At 65.6% G+C, this 14,321-nt stretch carries 18 protein-coding genes and 1 other RNA gene; 8 read left to right on the top strand and 11 right to left on the bottom strand.

Annotated elements, in window-relative coordinates:
• Nucleotides 1-58: 58 nt before the first annotated feature.
• Nucleotides 59-388 carry a hypothetical protein gene (locus ACZK45_RS17790; protein WP_180838353.1) on the top strand — a complete coding sequence of 110 codons (330 nt, stop codon included), beginning with the start codon at nt 59-61 and terminating at the stop codon, nt 386-388.
• Nucleotides 388-891, top strand: a complete 504-nt coding sequence (locus ACZK45_RS17785) for a hypothetical protein (RefSeq protein WP_478445019.1) — start codon at nt 388-390, stop codon at nt 889-891. Before ACZK45_RS17790 ends, ACZK45_RS17785 begins: the two co-directional genes overlap by 1 nt.
• A 141-nt stretch (nt 892-1,032) precedes the next feature.
• Here the strand turns inward: ACZK45_RS17785 and ACZK45_RS17780 are convergent, their stop codons facing one another.
• Nucleotides 1,033-1,716 carry a hypothetical protein gene (locus ACZK45_RS17780; protein ID WP_125894971.1) on the bottom strand — a complete coding sequence of 228 codons (684 nt, stop codon included), beginning with the start codon at nt 1,714-1,716 and terminating at the stop codon, nt 1,033-1,035.
• 108 nt (nt 1,717-1,824) lie between these two features.
• Between ACZK45_RS17780 and ACZK45_RS17775 the strand changes: the two genes are divergently transcribed.
• The 3 genes from ACZK45_RS17775 to ACZK45_RS17765 all read left to right on the top strand — a co-directional run bounded on the left by ACZK45_RS17775 (nt 1,825) and on the right by ACZK45_RS17765 (nt 4,712).
• Nucleotides 1,825-2,643, top strand: a complete 819-nt coding sequence (locus ACZK45_RS17775; RefSeq protein ID WP_071228178.1) for an SDR family oxidoreductase — start codon at nt 1,825-1,827, stop codon at nt 2,641-2,643.
• Nucleotides 2,644-2,736: 93 nt separating this feature from the next.
• Nucleotides 2,737-3,729, top strand: coding sequence for a YiiG family protein (locus ACZK45_RS17770; RefSeq protein ID WP_125894969.1), 993 nt, complete (start codon nt 2,737-2,739; stop codon nt 3,727-3,729).
• A 17-nt stretch (nt 3,730-3,746) separates the two neighbouring features.
• Nucleotides 3,747-4,712: a YiiG family protein gene (locus tag ACZK45_RS17765; protein WP_478445018.1), complete on the top strand. Its 966-nt coding sequence runs from the start codon at nt 3,747-3,749 to the stop codon at nt 4,710-4,712.
• A gap of 65 nt (nt 4,713-4,777) precedes the next feature.
• Here the strand turns inward: ACZK45_RS17765 and ACZK45_RS17760 are convergent, their stop codons facing one another.
• On the bottom strand, nt 4,778-5,650 hold the full coding sequence (locus ACZK45_RS17760) for an ion transporter (protein WP_125894967.1): 873 nt from the start codon (nt 5,648-5,650) through the stop codon (nt 4,778-4,780).
• A gap of 63 nt (nt 5,651-5,713) precedes the next feature.
• Here ACZK45_RS17760 and ACZK45_RS17755 point away from each other — a divergent pair, with 63 nt between their 5' ends.
• Nucleotides 5,714-6,940: an acetylornithine transaminase gene (locus ACZK45_RS17755; protein WP_293795512.1), complete on the top strand. Its 1,227-nt coding sequence runs from the start codon at nt 5,714-5,716 to the stop codon at nt 6,938-6,940.
• Between the two features lie 53 nt (nt 6,941-6,993).
• On the opposite strand, the gene ACZK45_RS17750 is transcribed toward ACZK45_RS17755, so the two are convergent.
• Nucleotides 6,994-7,596 (bottom strand): HAD-IA family hydrolase, encoded by a 603-nt coding sequence (locus ACZK45_RS17750; protein ID WP_293795510.1) that lies wholly within the window; start codon nt 7,594-7,596, stop codon nt 6,994-6,996.
• A 123-nt stretch (nt 7,597-7,719) separates the two neighbouring features.
• On the opposite strand from ACZK45_RS17750, the gene azu reads away from it, so the two are divergent.
• The gene (gene azu, locus ACZK45_RS17745) at nt 7,720-8,169 is read left to right on the top strand and encodes an azurin (RefSeq protein WP_049460658.1); all 450 of its coding nucleotides are present in this window, start codon (nt 7,720-7,722) and stop codon (nt 8,167-8,169) included.
• A gap of 131 nt (nt 8,170-8,300) precedes the next feature.
• On the opposite strand, the gene hemL is transcribed toward azu, so the two are convergent.
• Complete coding sequence (hemL, locus tag ACZK45_RS17740) at nt 8,301-9,590, bottom strand: glutamate-1-semialdehyde 2,1-aminomutase (protein WP_478445017.1); 1,290 nt, start codon at nt 9,588-9,590, stop codon at nt 8,301-8,303.
• 16 nt (nt 9,591-9,606) lie between these two features.
• Nucleotides 9,607-10,233 carry a thiamine phosphate synthase gene (thiE, locus tag ACZK45_RS17735; RefSeq protein WP_182266644.1) on the bottom strand — a complete coding sequence of 209 codons (627 nt, stop codon included), beginning with the start codon at nt 10,231-10,233 and terminating at the stop codon, nt 9,607-9,609.
• 34 nt (nt 10,234-10,267) lie between these two features.
• Here thiE and ACZK45_RS17730 point away from each other — a divergent pair, with 34 nt between their 5' ends.
• Complete coding sequence (locus ACZK45_RS17730; protein WP_080291769.1) at nt 10,268-10,492, top strand: rubredoxin; 225 nt, start codon at nt 10,268-10,270, stop codon at nt 10,490-10,492.
• A gap of 59 nt (nt 10,493-10,551) precedes the next feature.
• Here the strand turns inward: ACZK45_RS17730 and ACZK45_RS17725 are convergent, their stop codons facing one another.
• The 6 genes from ACZK45_RS17725 to ssrS form a co-directional block, all read right to left on the bottom strand.
• Nucleotides 10,552-11,397 carry a SirB1 family protein gene (locus ACZK45_RS17725; protein WP_010484022.1) on the bottom strand — a complete coding sequence of 282 codons (846 nt, stop codon included), beginning with the start codon at nt 11,395-11,397 and terminating at the stop codon, nt 10,552-10,554.
• A gap of 298 nt (nt 11,398-11,695) precedes the next feature.
• Nucleotides 11,696-12,139 (bottom strand): DUF192 domain-containing protein, encoded by a 444-nt coding sequence (locus tag ACZK45_RS17720; RefSeq protein ID WP_125894959.1) that lies wholly within the window; start codon nt 12,137-12,139, stop codon nt 11,696-11,698.
• A gap of 21 nt (nt 12,140-12,160) precedes the next feature.
• Nucleotides 12,161-12,808 carry a ribose-5-phosphate isomerase RpiA gene (rpiA, locus tag ACZK45_RS17715; RefSeq protein WP_006389802.1) on the bottom strand — a complete coding sequence of 216 codons (648 nt, stop codon included), beginning with the start codon at nt 12,806-12,808 and terminating at the stop codon, nt 12,161-12,163.
• A 22-nt stretch (nt 12,809-12,830) separates the two neighbouring features.
• Nucleotides 12,831-13,310 carry an EVE domain-containing protein gene (locus ACZK45_RS17710; protein ID WP_032128370.1) on the bottom strand — a complete coding sequence of 160 codons (480 nt, stop codon included), beginning with the start codon at nt 13,308-13,310 and terminating at the stop codon, nt 12,831-12,833.
• Nucleotides 13,307-13,900 (bottom strand): 5-formyltetrahydrofolate cyclo-ligase, encoded by a 594-nt coding sequence (locus tag ACZK45_RS17705; RefSeq protein ID WP_125894957.1) that lies wholly within the window; start codon nt 13,898-13,900, stop codon nt 13,307-13,309. The genes ACZK45_RS17710 and ACZK45_RS17705 overlap by 4 nt, the downstream gene beginning before the upstream one ends.
• 83 nt (nt 13,901-13,983) lie before the next feature.
• A non-coding RNA gene (gene ssrS, locus ACZK45_RS17700) (6S RNA) lies at nt 13,984-14,169 on the bottom strand.
• Nucleotides 14,170-14,321 lie beyond the last annotated feature (152 nt).

Raw genomic sequence — 14,321 nt, 5'->3', positions numbered from 1 at the left:
TGGAAGCGTCGTCGCGCCGCCCTGGCGCGGGTTCGCATGCGGACGCGAGGGGAATGCTGTGAGTCGATTTTCTGCTTGGCAGTACCGCGCAGTTGCGGTACTGGTGCTGTGTGTGGGTGCGGGAACGGTCTCGGCGGTCCAGCCGTATCAGGAGTATCGCAAGCTCATCGAGTCCGCACAGAATCTGACCGCGCTGAAGGACGATCTCTTTGGTGAGAGTGTCAGCCTCTACAACGGCAAGACCGAATTTGCCGTGACCGATGTCAGCCTGCCCGGCAACAACGCACTGCCTGTGCAGATGCGGCGTCGCTCCAGCGTCGAGATGGATCTGGTGGGGGCTGGAAGCTTCAACGCCAACATCGAGGGAACCGTCGGAAAGGTGAGATGATGATTGATTCTGATGAATTGGCTGATGTGGCTAAAACTATTGCTTGGTATAAGAGCAATTTCTTCGAAGGTTGTGAAGAGGACTTTGTTGCAGACTTTATGGTTTTTTGTTGGCAGGCGGTTGATCCCGGTCGCGTCGCTTTCCTGGATTTGGATGACGAAACTGTAGATGCATGCGCCAACATGCTCTCTGAGTTGAAGCTCCTTGTTGATGAGAAACGCGGGAAATGGGGGGTTTCTGCTTTCTGGAGGCGCTACATCGATTGGGCGGATTACGCCATAGATTTTCCGCTTGATGAGTGCAGGCGATTCATGCGAGAGACTGTTGGTTATCTTGAGCCCTCATTTTTCGTATTTACGGCCACCGGTGGTGCCGAGATGAGGTCCGAGGCAATGGCGATTTTTGCCGAGTACTCACAGTCCGGCAAGGCGCGGGCTACCTATGTTAGATCGGTAATTGAAAGCCGGTTGGCGACTGAATCATTCTATCGACGAACCCTTTGATTCTCTCCGTCGCGAAATATGAGGTACTGCCGCTCTGGTCGTCGTTCGGCTTTTGGTCAGGGGAAAGCCAATATCCACGGTCCGCTCGGTCGATGTCGCCGGGCATGGCCCGGCGACCACAGCATCGCGACGCTCAACGCCTTACGGCGTTGCCGGCACCACCTGCTGGCCGATGAAGTTACGCTTGGCATCGAAGTCATAGGCGATCTGCAACTGCCCCACATCCGGGCAGGCGTGGCAGTCGCGCAGCGGCGTGCGGTACAGCAGGCGGATGCCGCCGTTGTCCAATGGCGAAGCGCCGGCCGACTGTGCCGGCGCGAACGGCGTGGCCTGCGGGTTGGCCTTCAGCAGTTCCTGCACAGCGGGGTCGGCACGCAGGGTGTCGTCCAACTGCACGGCATCCACATCGATGCGCTTGCCGCTGGCATCGACCAGGCGGGTGCCTTCATTGGTGTTGGCGCGGAACGGGTACTCGACCGTGGCAATGCCCAGTCCTTCGTTCTCGTGCCAGGCGGTCACATAGGCCAGCTCGCCGCCGCTGGACAACTGCTCGGCGGCGGTGATGGCATCGGCGCTGGCGCCACCCGCGCGCATCGCATCGCGCAGGCAATCGCGGGTCGCGGCGTTCTCACCCTGGCGGCAGGCGTTGAGATCGCCATCCCAGACCACCGCCTCGCTCCAGCGCATCCTGCCGTCGGCGGCGGCCTTCTCCGCGCTGGGCGCGTCACCGGCGGGCGGCTCCTTTCCGGGTTCCGGCGAACGGCCCTGGCAGGCGGTCAGCAGGACAAGCCCCAGGGCAGGCAGCAACAGGCGGGAACGGCGCATGGCGTGGACCTCGTGCGTTGTCTGGAGGCCCAAGTATCGTCAAGGGCGGGTGAACTCCGCGTCGGCGCGGCATACTAGCGGCTCATTGCATACGCTGGAGTGTGGAACGTGGGCAGTCTGCAGGGCAAAACGCTTTTCATCACCGGTGCCTCGCGCGGCATCGGCCTGGCCATCGCACTGCGCGCTGCGCGCGACGGCGCCAATGTGGCCATTGCGGCCAAGTCGTCGGTGCCGAACCCGAAGCTGCCGGGCACCATCCATACCGCGGCCGAAGCGGTAACGGCGGCTGGCGGCCAGGGCCTGGCCCTGAAGTGCGACATCCGCGAGGAAGAGCAGGTGCAGGCGGCGGTGGCGGCCACGGTCGATACCTTCGGTGGCATCGACATCCTGATCAACAACGCCAGCGCGATCTGGTTGCGCGGCACGCTGGATACGCCGATGAAGCGCTTCGACCTGATGCAGCAGGTCAATTCGCGTGGCAGCTTCCTGTGTGCGCAGGCCTGCCTGCCGTACCTGCTGCAGGCGCCGAACCCGCACATCCTCACCCTGGCGCCGCCGCCGAGCCTGGAGCCGAAGTGGTGGGCACCGCACACCGGCTACACGCTGGCGAAGATGGGCATGAGCTTCGTCACCCTGGGCCTGGCCGCCGAATTCGGTCCGCAGGGCGTGGCGGTGAATGCGCTGTGGCCCCGCACGGTGATCGCCACCGATGCGATCAACATGATTCCGGGCGTGGATGCGGCTGGCTGCCGCACGCCGCAGATCATGGCCGATGCCGCACATGCGGTGCTGGTGCGTGAAGCGGCCGGCTTCCACGGCCAGTTCCTGATCGACGATGAAGTGCTGGCACAGGCCGGTATCACCGATCTTTCCGGATACGCGGTGGATCCGTCGCGGCCGTTGTTGCCGGATCTGTTCCTGGATTGACCGCGCGTCGCTGGAAGAGGCCGAGGGCTGCGACCCTCGGCCTGCTGCGCTAGAATGCGTGGCTGTAATCGATTTCAACAAGGATGTGAGCACATGTCACGCACTCTTTCCGTCGCGGCGTTGGCCGCTTCGCTGTCGTTGATCCTGACCGCCTGCGGTGGCAAGGCACCCGCAGCTGCGGGCGGCGCCGCTGCCTCCGGCACGCCGGACGCCAGCACGGCCCCGTCCGATACACAGCAGCAGTTGACCGCCAAGCTCAACGCCTACATCGGCTGCTTCAACGCGCTGGATTCGAAAACCCACGGCAGCATCCAGTCCTACACGCGCTGGATCAAGGATGTCGACGCTGGCCCGACCGGACGCGAGACGCACGTGTACGGCCCGTTCGAGATCAGCGACTACGACATGAAGCAGTGCGACGCTCCGGTGACCGAGGCGATTGCTGCCAAGCCGGCGCTGGCCGAACTCGATGCGGCTGCAGGTCACTACCAGCAGGCGCTGAAGGCACTGGTGCCGGTCAGCAAGGACGCGCATGACTACTACGATCGCCAGGACTACGAAGACGACCAGTTCGCCAAGGGCAAGCAGCTGCACGCGCCCTTGATGGCCGCCTTCAAGGATTTCGTGGCTGCCAGCGAAACGTTCAATGCCGAGCTGGAGCGCCAGAACGACGCCGCCCAGCGCGAGCAGCTCAAGGCGCTGGAACAGGCCGAAGGGCGCACGCGCGAGTACTACCGTCTGGCGATGATGCTGGAAGCCAAGGCCATCATGGATCTGATGAGCGAGGATGATTTCGATCAGGCCAAGGCCCGCGAACGCCTGGATGCCTTCAACCGCATTTCCGATGAAGCGCACGCCAAGGTTGCCGACCAGGAACCGGGCAAGTCGGACTGGGAAGGCTTCGAGCGTGGGGCCGAGAATTTCCGGCGCGAAGGCAAGGAGCGGCTGCAGCGCGTCAGCGAGAAAAAGCCTTACACCGATTTCGAACGACGCATGCTTGATTCGCCGTCGATGGCGCCGCGTGGCTCTGCCAGCAAGCTCATGCAGGAATACAACACGCTCGTTTTCCAGAGCAACCGCCAGTGACCGGCGCGCCAGCACCCATGCGAGAGACCATGACGACTTCCTGTCTGCGTATCGCGCCGCTGCTGCTGATCGGCGCTGTGGCTGGCCTGAGCGGCTGCAACAAACCGGCAGGGTTGTCGCTGGCCGACCCCAGCCTGGAGAAGGTGAACGCCTACATCGAGTGCTACAACGGCGTTGAACAACCCATTCACGAGGGTTTCCAGACCTACACCAGCTGGATGAAGGACCCTGAAGCCGGCCCGACCGGCAATGAAGCGCAACCGCGTTCGCCCGGCAAGGTGCTGTCGCACCGCGTCGAGTACTGCGGCCAGCCACTGGCCGACGCGCTGGCGAAGACCCCGGCCTTGCCGATGGATGGCCCCGCGCGTGACTATCAGCAGGCCTTCCAGGCATTGAACACCCTGGTCGAGCGCGCCGATGGATACTTCACCCGCGAGGATTATCGTCGTGATGGCGGTGAAGGGATGCGCAGCCAGCATGCCCCGCTGATGCAGGCCTATGCTGATTTCTTCAAGGCCAGCGAAGCGATGGATGTGGCGCTGGAAAAGAACGAGAACGATCGCCGTGCCGCGCAGCTGAAGCAGATCGAGGAGAGCGAAGGGCGCTCGCTGGCCTACTATCACCTTCGCCTGCTGGGCGACGGCAAGCTACTGGCCACGGCGTTCCAGGACGACGCACCGGATGTTGCGGCGCTGCGCGTGCAGCTGGCTGACTATCAGGCACTGGTGACGGAAATCCAGAACGGCGGCGTCGGCAAGGACGACCCGATGTGGGGCCACGTGCAGCGTTCGGCGGACAAGCTGGTGCGTACTGCGGGACGTGGCGTCGAGCGCCTGGAGCAGCACAAGCCGATCACCGCCGAAGCACTGGCGGCAGAGCGGAAGGCGTCGGGCAGTTGGCTCACCACCGACCCGGAAGGAGCGCAGTCAACGATCCTCGCTGCATACAATGATCTGGTGACCACCAGCAACCGCATGCGGTGAGCAACGGCACACGCATCCATGCGTAACCGCCGAGAGGTAGTGCCGGCCGCTGGCCGGCATGTGCCTCAATGGTTGAACGCATCCGGCAGCTTGCCGCCGCACTTGCGGCAGTGCAGTGCATTTGGTTCATGGCCTTCCAGCCCACAGTCCGGGCAGCCGCGCGCATCGCGGCGCGCGGCCTGCTCGGCTTCACGCATGGTGCTGGCCAGTTCGGCGGTATAGATGCCGGTGGGCACGGCGATGATGCTGTAGCCGATCAGGATCAGCACCGAGGTGACGAAGCGGCCGAGCACGGTCTGCGGCACGATGTCGCCGAAACCGACCGTGGCCATGGTCACCACCGCCCAGTACATGCTGGCCGGGATGTTGGTGAAGCCGTGTTCGGGGCCCTCGATCACGTACATCAGCGCACCGGCGATGATGGTGATGGTGATCACCGTGAACAGGAACACCAGCACTTTGCGCCGGCTGCGCCACAGTGACGTCATCAATACGCCGCTTTCCTCGATGTAGCGGGTCAGCTTGAGGATGCGGAACACGCGCAGGATGCGCAGCGCGCGCACCACCAGCAGGCTCTGCGCGCCGGGGATGAACATCGACAGGTAGGCGGGCAGGATCGACAGCAGGTCGATGATGCCCCAGATGCTCACCGCGTAGCGCAGCGGGCGCTTGACCACCGCCAGTCGCAGGAGGTACTCGGCGGTGAAGATGATCGTGAAGGCCCATTCCAGGATGTACAGGCCGGTGGACCATTCGGCATGCAGGTGCTGCACGCTGTCGATCATCACCACCAGGATGCTGGCGACGATCGCCACCACCAGGATCAGGTCGAAATTGCGCGAGGGCCGCGAGTCGTGGCGGTAGATGATGTCGAACCACCGACGGCGCCAGCCGGTCTCGGTGGCGGGGTTCAGCTGGGGGGCGGAAAACGGTCGCATGGGCGCATTGTGCCGCAGGGGTTCCGGCGCGAGAATGGGGATTCCTGAACCCTGCCGACTGCCATGACCGCCGCTACCGATCCGCTGATCTCCCTTTCGCACTATTACCTGCCGGTCTACAAGCCCCGCCAGGTGGTACTGGAACGAGGCCAGGGCGCCCGCGTGTGGGACAGCCAGGGCCGTGAGTTCATCGACCTGGCCGCCGGCATCGCCGTGTGTGGCCTGGGCCACAACGACCCGGACCTGGTCGCCGCGCTGGTCGAGCAGGCCGGCAAGCTCTGGCACACCAGCAACGTGTTCTACAGCGCGCCGCCGTTGCACCTGGCCGAGGAGCTGGTGAAGGCCAGCCGCTTCGCCGAGCGCGTGTTCCTGTGCAATTCCGGCGCCGAAGCCAACGAAGTGGCGATCAAGATGGTCCGCAAGTGGGCCTCCAGCCAGGGCCGCCCGGCTGACAAGCGCGTCATCATCACCTTCCGTGGCAGCTTCCACGGCCGCACCATGGGCGCAGTGACGGCTACTGCCCAGCCGAAGTACCAGGAAGGTTACGAGCCGCTGCCCGGTGGCTTCCGCTACATCGATTTCAACGATGAGGTGCAGCTGGAAACGGCGATGGCCGCCGGTGACGTGGCCGCAGTGATGCTGGAGCCGATCCAGGGCGAGGGCGGGGTGATGCCGGCCAAGTCCGGTTTCCTCAAGCGCGTGCGCGAACTGTGCGACCAGCACAACGCACTGCTGGTGCTGGATGAAATCCAGGCCGGCATGGGCCGCACCGGCACGCTGTTCGCGCACTGGCAGGACGATGTGGTACCGGACATGGTCACCCTGGCCAAGGCGCTCGGCGGCGGCTTCCCGATCGGAGCGATGCTGGCCGGCCCGAAGGTGGCTGAGACCATGCAGTTCGGCGCGCACGGCACCACCTTCGGTGGCAACCCGCTGGCGGCCGCAGTCGCGCGCGTGGCGCTGCGCAAGTTGGCCTCGTCGGAGATCGCCGCCAACGTCAGCCGCCAGTCGAAGGCGCTGCGCGATGGCTTCGCCCGCATCAACGACGAGTTCGGTGTGTTCAGCGACGTGCGCGGCCGTGGCCTGATGCTGGGCGCGGTGCTGAGCAAGGACTTCGCCGGCCAGGCCGGTGCGATCCTCGACCATGCCGCCGAGCAGGGCCTGCTGACCCTGCAGGCCGGCCCGGACGTGCTGCGCTTCGTGCCGTCGCTGAACATCACCGACGAAGAAGTGGCCGAAGGCCTCAAGCGCCTGCGCGCGGCGATTGCCGCGTTCATCGCCGCGCGCTGACGCCGCGGCGCTGGGGTCGGATCCCTCTCCTGCGGAGAGGGCTCTGACCCTGATCAGCTCACCGCGTAACGCTTCAACACCTTGCCCAATCCCCGGCCATCGCGCACGGTTTCCGCGTGCAGGCCGGCGGCGCGTGCGCCGCGCACGTTGGCGAACAGGTCATCGACGAACAGCGTGCGCGCAGGTGCCACGCCGAGTACCTCAAGCGTGCGCAGGAAGACTTCCGGCGCCGGTTTGCGCAGGCCGAAATCGGCGCTGCAGAACACGCGGTCCTGCAGGGCAGGGAACAGTTCCGGCAGCAGGGTGGGCAAGGCCTGTTGCATCAGCGCGCCGTTGTTGGTCAGCACTGCCATCGGCAACTGCAGGGCCTGCAGCCGCTGCAACACGGCAGCCTGCGGATGGCTGGCGGCCCGCCGCGCCGCGGTCCAAGCAGTCACATCGACCGTCGTGCCTAGAAGCTCTCCCAGCTGCGCCAGATAGGCCGGGCCATCCAGCGTGCCATTGTCATGTGCCGCTTCCAGCCCGCTGTCGTACAGCGCGGCCTGCACGGTTTCCGGCACGACATCCAGCGCCTGCGCAAGGTACAGCACGCGCTGCGCGCGCTGGTACTGCACCAGCACGCCATCCACATCCAGCAGCAACAGGTCGATCCGCATTGGTCGAGCATGCCATTGCAGTGAACACGCGGGAAACCCTGGAGCAGCCATGCGACAGACGGTCGCAGACGCGGCCGCAGGGGCCTGCCTAGAATGGCGCTTGAATCCGCAGGAGATGCAACGATGAAGGCTTGGATGGTGGCAGTGGGACTGGGCGCGCTGATGCTGGCGCCGTCAGCGATGGCGCGGGTGTGTGCGGTGAGCATCGACAGCACCGACCAGATGAGCTTCAGCAGCCGCGAGATCAAGGTGGCCGCTGATTGCACCGCCGTGGATCTGACCCTGCGCCACACCGGCAAGCTGGCCGCTACCGCGATGGGCCACAACTGGGTGCTGACCCGCAGCGCGGATTACCAGCCGGTGGCGATGGCTGGCATGCGTATGACCCTGGCCGACAGCTACCTGCCGAAGGCCGACAAGCGCGTGCTGGCGCACACCAAGGTGATCGGCGGTGGTGAAACCGCGCGCGTGCGCTTCTCTACCCAGGGCCTGCAGAAGGGCGGTGACTACACCTTCTTCTGCTCGTTCCCCGGCCACTTCGCGATGATGAAGGGCAAGTTCGTCTTCGGTTGAGCAGCCACGCATGGCGTGGCTCTACCAGTAGATCCACGCCATGCGTGGATGAAAAAGGGGACGGAGGGGATTAAGTCGTTTGTGCACAAACGACTTAATCCCCTCCGTCCCCTTTTTCGTGCAGAGCGGGCTCAGCCCTTGGCGGCCTTGAACGCCACGCGTGCGGCGGCGAGGGTGGCCTCGATCACCGCATCCTCGTGCGCGCTGGACAGGAAGCCGGCCTCGTACGCCGACGGTGCCAGGAACACGCCCTGGTCCAGCATCGCGTGGAAGAAGCGGTTGAACGCCGGGATGTCACAGGCGGTGGCCTGCGCATAGGTCTCCACCTTCTCGCTGGTGAAGAACAGGCCGAACATGGCGCCCACGTGGGTGGTGGTCACCGCCACGCCGGCGTCGGCGGCGGCCGCTTCCAGGCCGGCACACAGGCGCGCGGTGCGCTCGGCCAGGTCGGCGTGGAAGCCCGGCCGCTGGATCAGTTCCAGCATCGCCAGGCCGGCGGCCATCGCCACCGGATTGCCGCTCAGCGTGCCGGCCTGGTAGATCGGGCCGGCCGGGGCGATCTGCTGCATCAGCTCGCGGCGGCCGCCGTAAGCACCCACCGGCATGCCGCCGCCGATGATCTTGCCGAAGGTGGTCAGGTCCGGGGTGATGCCGTAGTGCGCCTGTGCACCGCCAAGGGCAACGCGGAAACCGGTCATCACTTCGTCGAAGATCAGCAGCGCGCCATGCTTCGTGCACAGGTCGCGCAGGTGCTGCAGGTAACCCTCGCGTGGCGGAATGCAGTTGGCGTTGCCAACCACCGGTTCGATGATCAGGCCGGCGATGTCGTCACCCTGCTGTTCGAACAGGGCAGTAGCCGCTTCGAAGTCGTTGTAGGGCAGGGTCAGGGTTAGTTCGCTCAGGCCGGCCGGCACGCCCGGCGAGGTCGGCACGCCCAGGGTCAGCATGCCGCTGCCGGCCTTGACCAGGAACGAGTCGCCGTGGCCGTGGTAGCAGCCTTCGAACTTGACGATGCGGTTGCGGCCGGTGGCACCGCGCGCCAGGCGGATGGCCGACAACGTAGCCTCGGTGCCGGAGTTGACCATGCGCACCATCTCGCACGACGGCACCAGTCGGGTGATGGTCTCGGCCATGGTCACTTCGGCCGCGCAGGGCGCGCCGAAGGACAGGCCATTGTCGATCGCCTTCTTCACCGCCTGGCGCACCGCCGTGTGGTTGTGGCCGACGATCATCGGGCCCCAGGAACCGACGTAATCGATGTAGCGGTTTCCATCGACGTCGTACAGGTAGGCGCCATCGGCGCGCTCGACGAAGAACGGTTCGCCGCCGACCGATTTGAACGCGCGCACCGGCGAATTGACGCCGCCCGGCAGCAGCTGCTGGGCGCGGGAGAACAGGGCGTGGGACTGGTCGTGGTTCATGCGGATTTCCTGGGCATTACGCGAACTGGGCGAGGTAGGCGCGCTGGATCGCAACCGGGTCTTCGGCGGCGAACACGCTGCTGACCACGGCGACCAGATCGGCGCCGGCGTCGATGATGGGACCGACATTGTCCGGCGTCAGGCCGCCGATCGCCACCCGCGGCACGCCCAGTGCGGCGCTTTGCCGCAGCAGGTCGGTGTGGGCGCGGCTGCTGGTGATCTTGGTGGTGGTCGGGAAGAACGCGCCGAAGGCCACGTAGCTGGCGCCGGCGGCCACGGCCTGCTCGGCGTTGGCCAGCTGGTCGTAGCAGGACGCGCCGATGATGGCGTCCGCGCCGAGCAGGGCACGCGCGCTGGGGATATCGCCATCGGTGCCGCCCAGATGCACGCCGGCGGCGCCGACCGCCTTCGCCAGCGCCGGGTCGTCGTTGACGATCAGCGGCACGCCGTGTTCCGCGCACAGCGCCTGCAGGGCGGTGGCCTGCTCCCGCCGCAGCGCGTCGCTGGCGGTCTTGTTGCGGTACTGCAGCCAGGTGGCGCCGGCGGCCAGCAGCGGCGCGGTGCGGGCCAGCAGGCGTGCGGTATCGGGCTCGTCCGGGGTGATCAGGTAGACGCCGCGGGGCGCCGGGGAAGCAGAGGTCATCGATGGCTACCGGTGAGTGAGCCGCGATGGGACAATGGCGGCCCGTGAATCCAGCCTTGATTATCCGATGAGCGATGCCACCCCCACCACCTTGCGTACCTGGATGTGCGTGGTCTGCGGCTTTCTTTACAGCGAAGCGGAAGGCTTGCCGGAAGAAGGCATCGCGCCGGGGACGCGCTGGGAAGACATTCCCGAGACCTGGACCTGCCCGGATTGCGGCGTGACCAAGGCCGATTTCGAGATGGTCGAGGTCGATTGATGGCGGGGCCTGCAGGCCCTTCTGTGGGTGCGGACCGTTGGTCCGCACACCGGACACCCTCAATGCAGCCGCGGTACCGGCCCGCCGAGGTCGATCAGCTTCTCGCGCAGCCACTGCGCATCGCTGGCTTCCGGGTTGCGCTTCAGATACTGCCCCAGGTCGTGGCGGGCACCGGCCAGATACTCCAGCTGCAGGTAGGCCAGGCCGCGATCACGCAACGCGTCGTCCTGCTCCGGGGCCAGCTTCAGCAGGCGGTCGGCACTGCGTGCGGCGCGGTCCCATTCGCCGGCTTCGGCATACACGCCGTGCAGGTTACGCAGCATGCGCATCAGGATCGCGCGCGCCGGCGCCGGATCGAGGATCTGCGCCAGCACCTGGTCGTCGGGCATCTGCCCGCCCAGGTGTGACTTGGCCCGCTCGCGCAGTTCGTCCACGTCCAGCGGGCGGCCGCCATTGAACGGGTCCATCACCAGCACGCCGTCGTCCACCGGCAGGCGCACCAGGAAGTGGCCGGGGAAGGACACGCCGTCGAGCGGGATTCCCAGCCGGCGCGCGACTTCCATCTGCACCAGCGCCAGCGAGATTGGGTTGCCCAGGCGGCGCTCGAATACCTGGTTGAGGTAGCTGTTGCGCGGGTCGTAGTACTCGTCGTGGTCGCCGCTGTAGCCCAGCTCGTCGAACAGGTGGCGGTTGATCGCCGCCATCTTCAGCGGGCTGTTGTCGATGCTGTCCACTTCCGAACGGAGGTGGTCGACATGGCTCTGGATCAGCGCGTCGTAGGTGGACGGCTGCAGATCGGGGTATTCATCGCGCGCGATCAGCAGCGCGGTCGGCAACAGTGGCAGCGCCTCGTCTTCGAGGTCGGCCAGTGCATCCCAGTCGGGGAGTGAGATCCGGTCCTGCATGACCACAGACTGGCGTCATTCGCAGGCGGTTTCAAGCGGTGCCGCGTGAAAAGAACATCGCCTTGGAAATGTCGTGTCGACCAAGGTCGACACCTACCAACAGCCGCCGGCCAACTGTCAGAGGTGGGGCGGTGTGGGCTTGCAGGACCGCAGGCGCCATGGATGGCGCCTACGAGCCCCCAGGGACGGGTTTACGGCGTGTCCTGCAAGTCCACACCGCCCCGCCATCCCTCGGTAACCCAGCTTTTGCCTTTGATGTTGATTCGGCGGGTGCCGGGCGCAGCCCGGCAGAACCCTGTTACTCGATGCCCGGGCCGAAGGTCAGCTCGGTGCCGTCCTTCAGCTTGAGCTTCTCGGCCTGGCCGGCGTTGAGCTCCAGTACATAGCGCGCCGGGCCACCGCTGGGGTAGGGCGGGCACATGTCGCCGGCCGAGCACGGCGGCACGTCGCGCTGCTGGCTGACCAGCTTGCGCTGGCTGTCGAAGTACAGGATGTCCAGCGCAAGCTTGGTGTTCTTCATCCAGTACGCCTGCATTTCTTCGCGGTCGTGGATGAACAACATGCCGTGGTCAGCGGCCATCTGGTCGCGGAACATCAGCCCGCGCGCGCGGGTTTCATCGTTGGTGGCCAGCTCCACCTGGTAGCGCGCACCATCCAGCTCGACCCAGTGGCGGGCCGCATCGGTGGCACAGCCGGCCAGGGCCAGCAGCGGAAGCATCAGCAGCGAACGCAACAGCGACATCGTCAGGATCCTTCGAAAGGGTCAGAGCACGACCGGCGGCTCACCACCGACGATCACCACATCGGCGCGACGGCGCGCGAACAGGCCGACGCAGACCACGCCGGGCAGCTGGTTGAGCTCGCGCTCCAGCTTTTCCGGATCGGTGATCTGCAGGTTGTGGATGTCCAGGATCTGGTTGCCGTTGTCGGTGACCACGCCTTCGCGCCAGGTCGGCTGGCCGCCGGTCATGTCGCGGATCTGGCGGGCGACCAGGCTGCGCGCCATCGGGATCACTTCCACCGGCAGCGGGAACTTGCCCAGCACCGGCACCTGCTTGCTCGGGTCGACGATGCAGATGAAGCGCTCGCTGGCCTCGGCGATGATCTTCTCGCGGGTCAGCGCAGCGCCGCCACCCTTGATCAGGCACTTGTTGGCATCGCACTCATCGGCGCCGTCCACGTACAGCGACAGGTTGCCGCTGTGGTTCAGCTCGATCACCTCGATGCCGTGCTGCTTCAGGCGCGCGGTGCTCTGTTCGGAGCTGGACACGGCACCCTTGATGCGGTGCTGGATGCGGGCCAGGGCATCGATGAAATAGGCCACGGTGGAACCGGTGCCGACACCGACGATCATGCCGTCTTCAACGTACTCGATGGCTTTCTCGGCGGCCAGGCGCTTGGCTTCGGACATGGGAGAACTCTCAGGCAGGGAATCAGGATTTCTTTTCCAGCGACAGCAGCAGCTTCCACTGCGCGGCGGTCACCGGGAACACCGACAGGCGGTTGCCCTTGGCAACCAGCGGGAAGCCCTCGCCGAGTTCTTCGGCGTGCAGCTTGATCTCGTCCAGCGCGATCACCTGCTTGAGCTTGCGGTCGAAGGCCACGTCCACCAGCATCCAGCGCGGGTTCTCGCGCGTGCTCTTGGGGTCGTGGTAGTCGGATTTCGGGTCGAACTGGGTGTCGTCCGGATAGGCCGGGCTGGCGACCGTGGCCAGGCCGACGATGCCGGGCACCTTGGTATTGGAGTGGTAGAACAGGATGCCGTCGCCCACCTGCATGCCATCGCGCATGAAATTGCGCGCCTGGTAGTTGCGCACCCCGTTCCAGGGTTCGACCTTGACCTTGGCCAGGTCATCGATGGAGAAGGCGTCCGGTTCGGACTTCATCAGCCAGTAGCGCTTGCGGGCGGTCATGCGTTCACGGGGGCAGCGGAGGGGAACAGGGTGCCGTCTTCGGTGCAGATCGCATCCACCAGCACGTCCCACGACGCCACCGGCAAGGACTCGACCTGCTGCACCGCGAATGCAGCGCCGACCAGCCAGGGCGGCGCCGGCCGGTCGTGGCGGAAGGCGAAGCTGCGATCATACCAGCCGCCCCCCATGCCCAGCCGCCGGCACTGTGTGTCGAAACCCACCAGCGGGGTCACTACCAGCGCCATCTGCGCCGGTTCCAGGGTGTCTTCCACCGCCACGTCCGGCTCGGGAATGCCATAGCGGTTGCTGGTCAGCGGCTGCCCGGGGCGCCACGGTGCGAAGCGCAGCACGTCACCCGCCAGTACCGGCAGGCAGTAGGTCAGTGTGTCGGGTAGCTGCAACTGCCAGCGGTGCAGGGCAATTTCGCCATCCAGCGCCCAGTAGCCGGCCACGGCGCCTTCGCGCGGGGCGAACGGCAGGGCCAGCAGGGCATCGGCAAGCGATTCGGCGGCGGCGATGCGCTCAGCGGCGGAAAGGTCGCGGCGGCGTTGCCGCAGGTCGTGGCGCAGGGCCTGGCGCGGGTCGGTCATGGCAGCGTGCGGCAAGGATCAGCCGTCATTGTGCCGGAAAGAACAAGGGCGACGCCCGAAGACGCCGCCCTTGCTGGAATATTGCATTCTCCGCAATGTCGATGCATGCGAAACGACCTTGAACCCGGGGGCTCAAGTGGGAACGCTGGAGAACCATCGGGCTTCCCGCTACAAGGCGGACCTGCACTCCCGGCGCTGTCGCGCTCCCGGTGTCGTTCTTAAGGGACAAGGCGAATGTTTGCACATGCCGTCGAGTACCGCAGAGAACGCGTGGCCATTATAGCCAGCACGCAGGATCTGGATAGGCCGTTCGTCGGCAACAGTCCGTGCCAATTCAGATATGAGAAAAGGGGACGGAGGGGATTAAGACGTTTCCGGCACGGAAGGGGCGAATGCGCCTTGATTCCCTCCGTCCCCTCTT

The sequence above is a fragment of the Stenotrophomonas sp. 63632_Sma genome, assembly GCF_056482875.1.
This window is presented reverse-complemented; position numbering and strand designations above follow the sequence as displayed.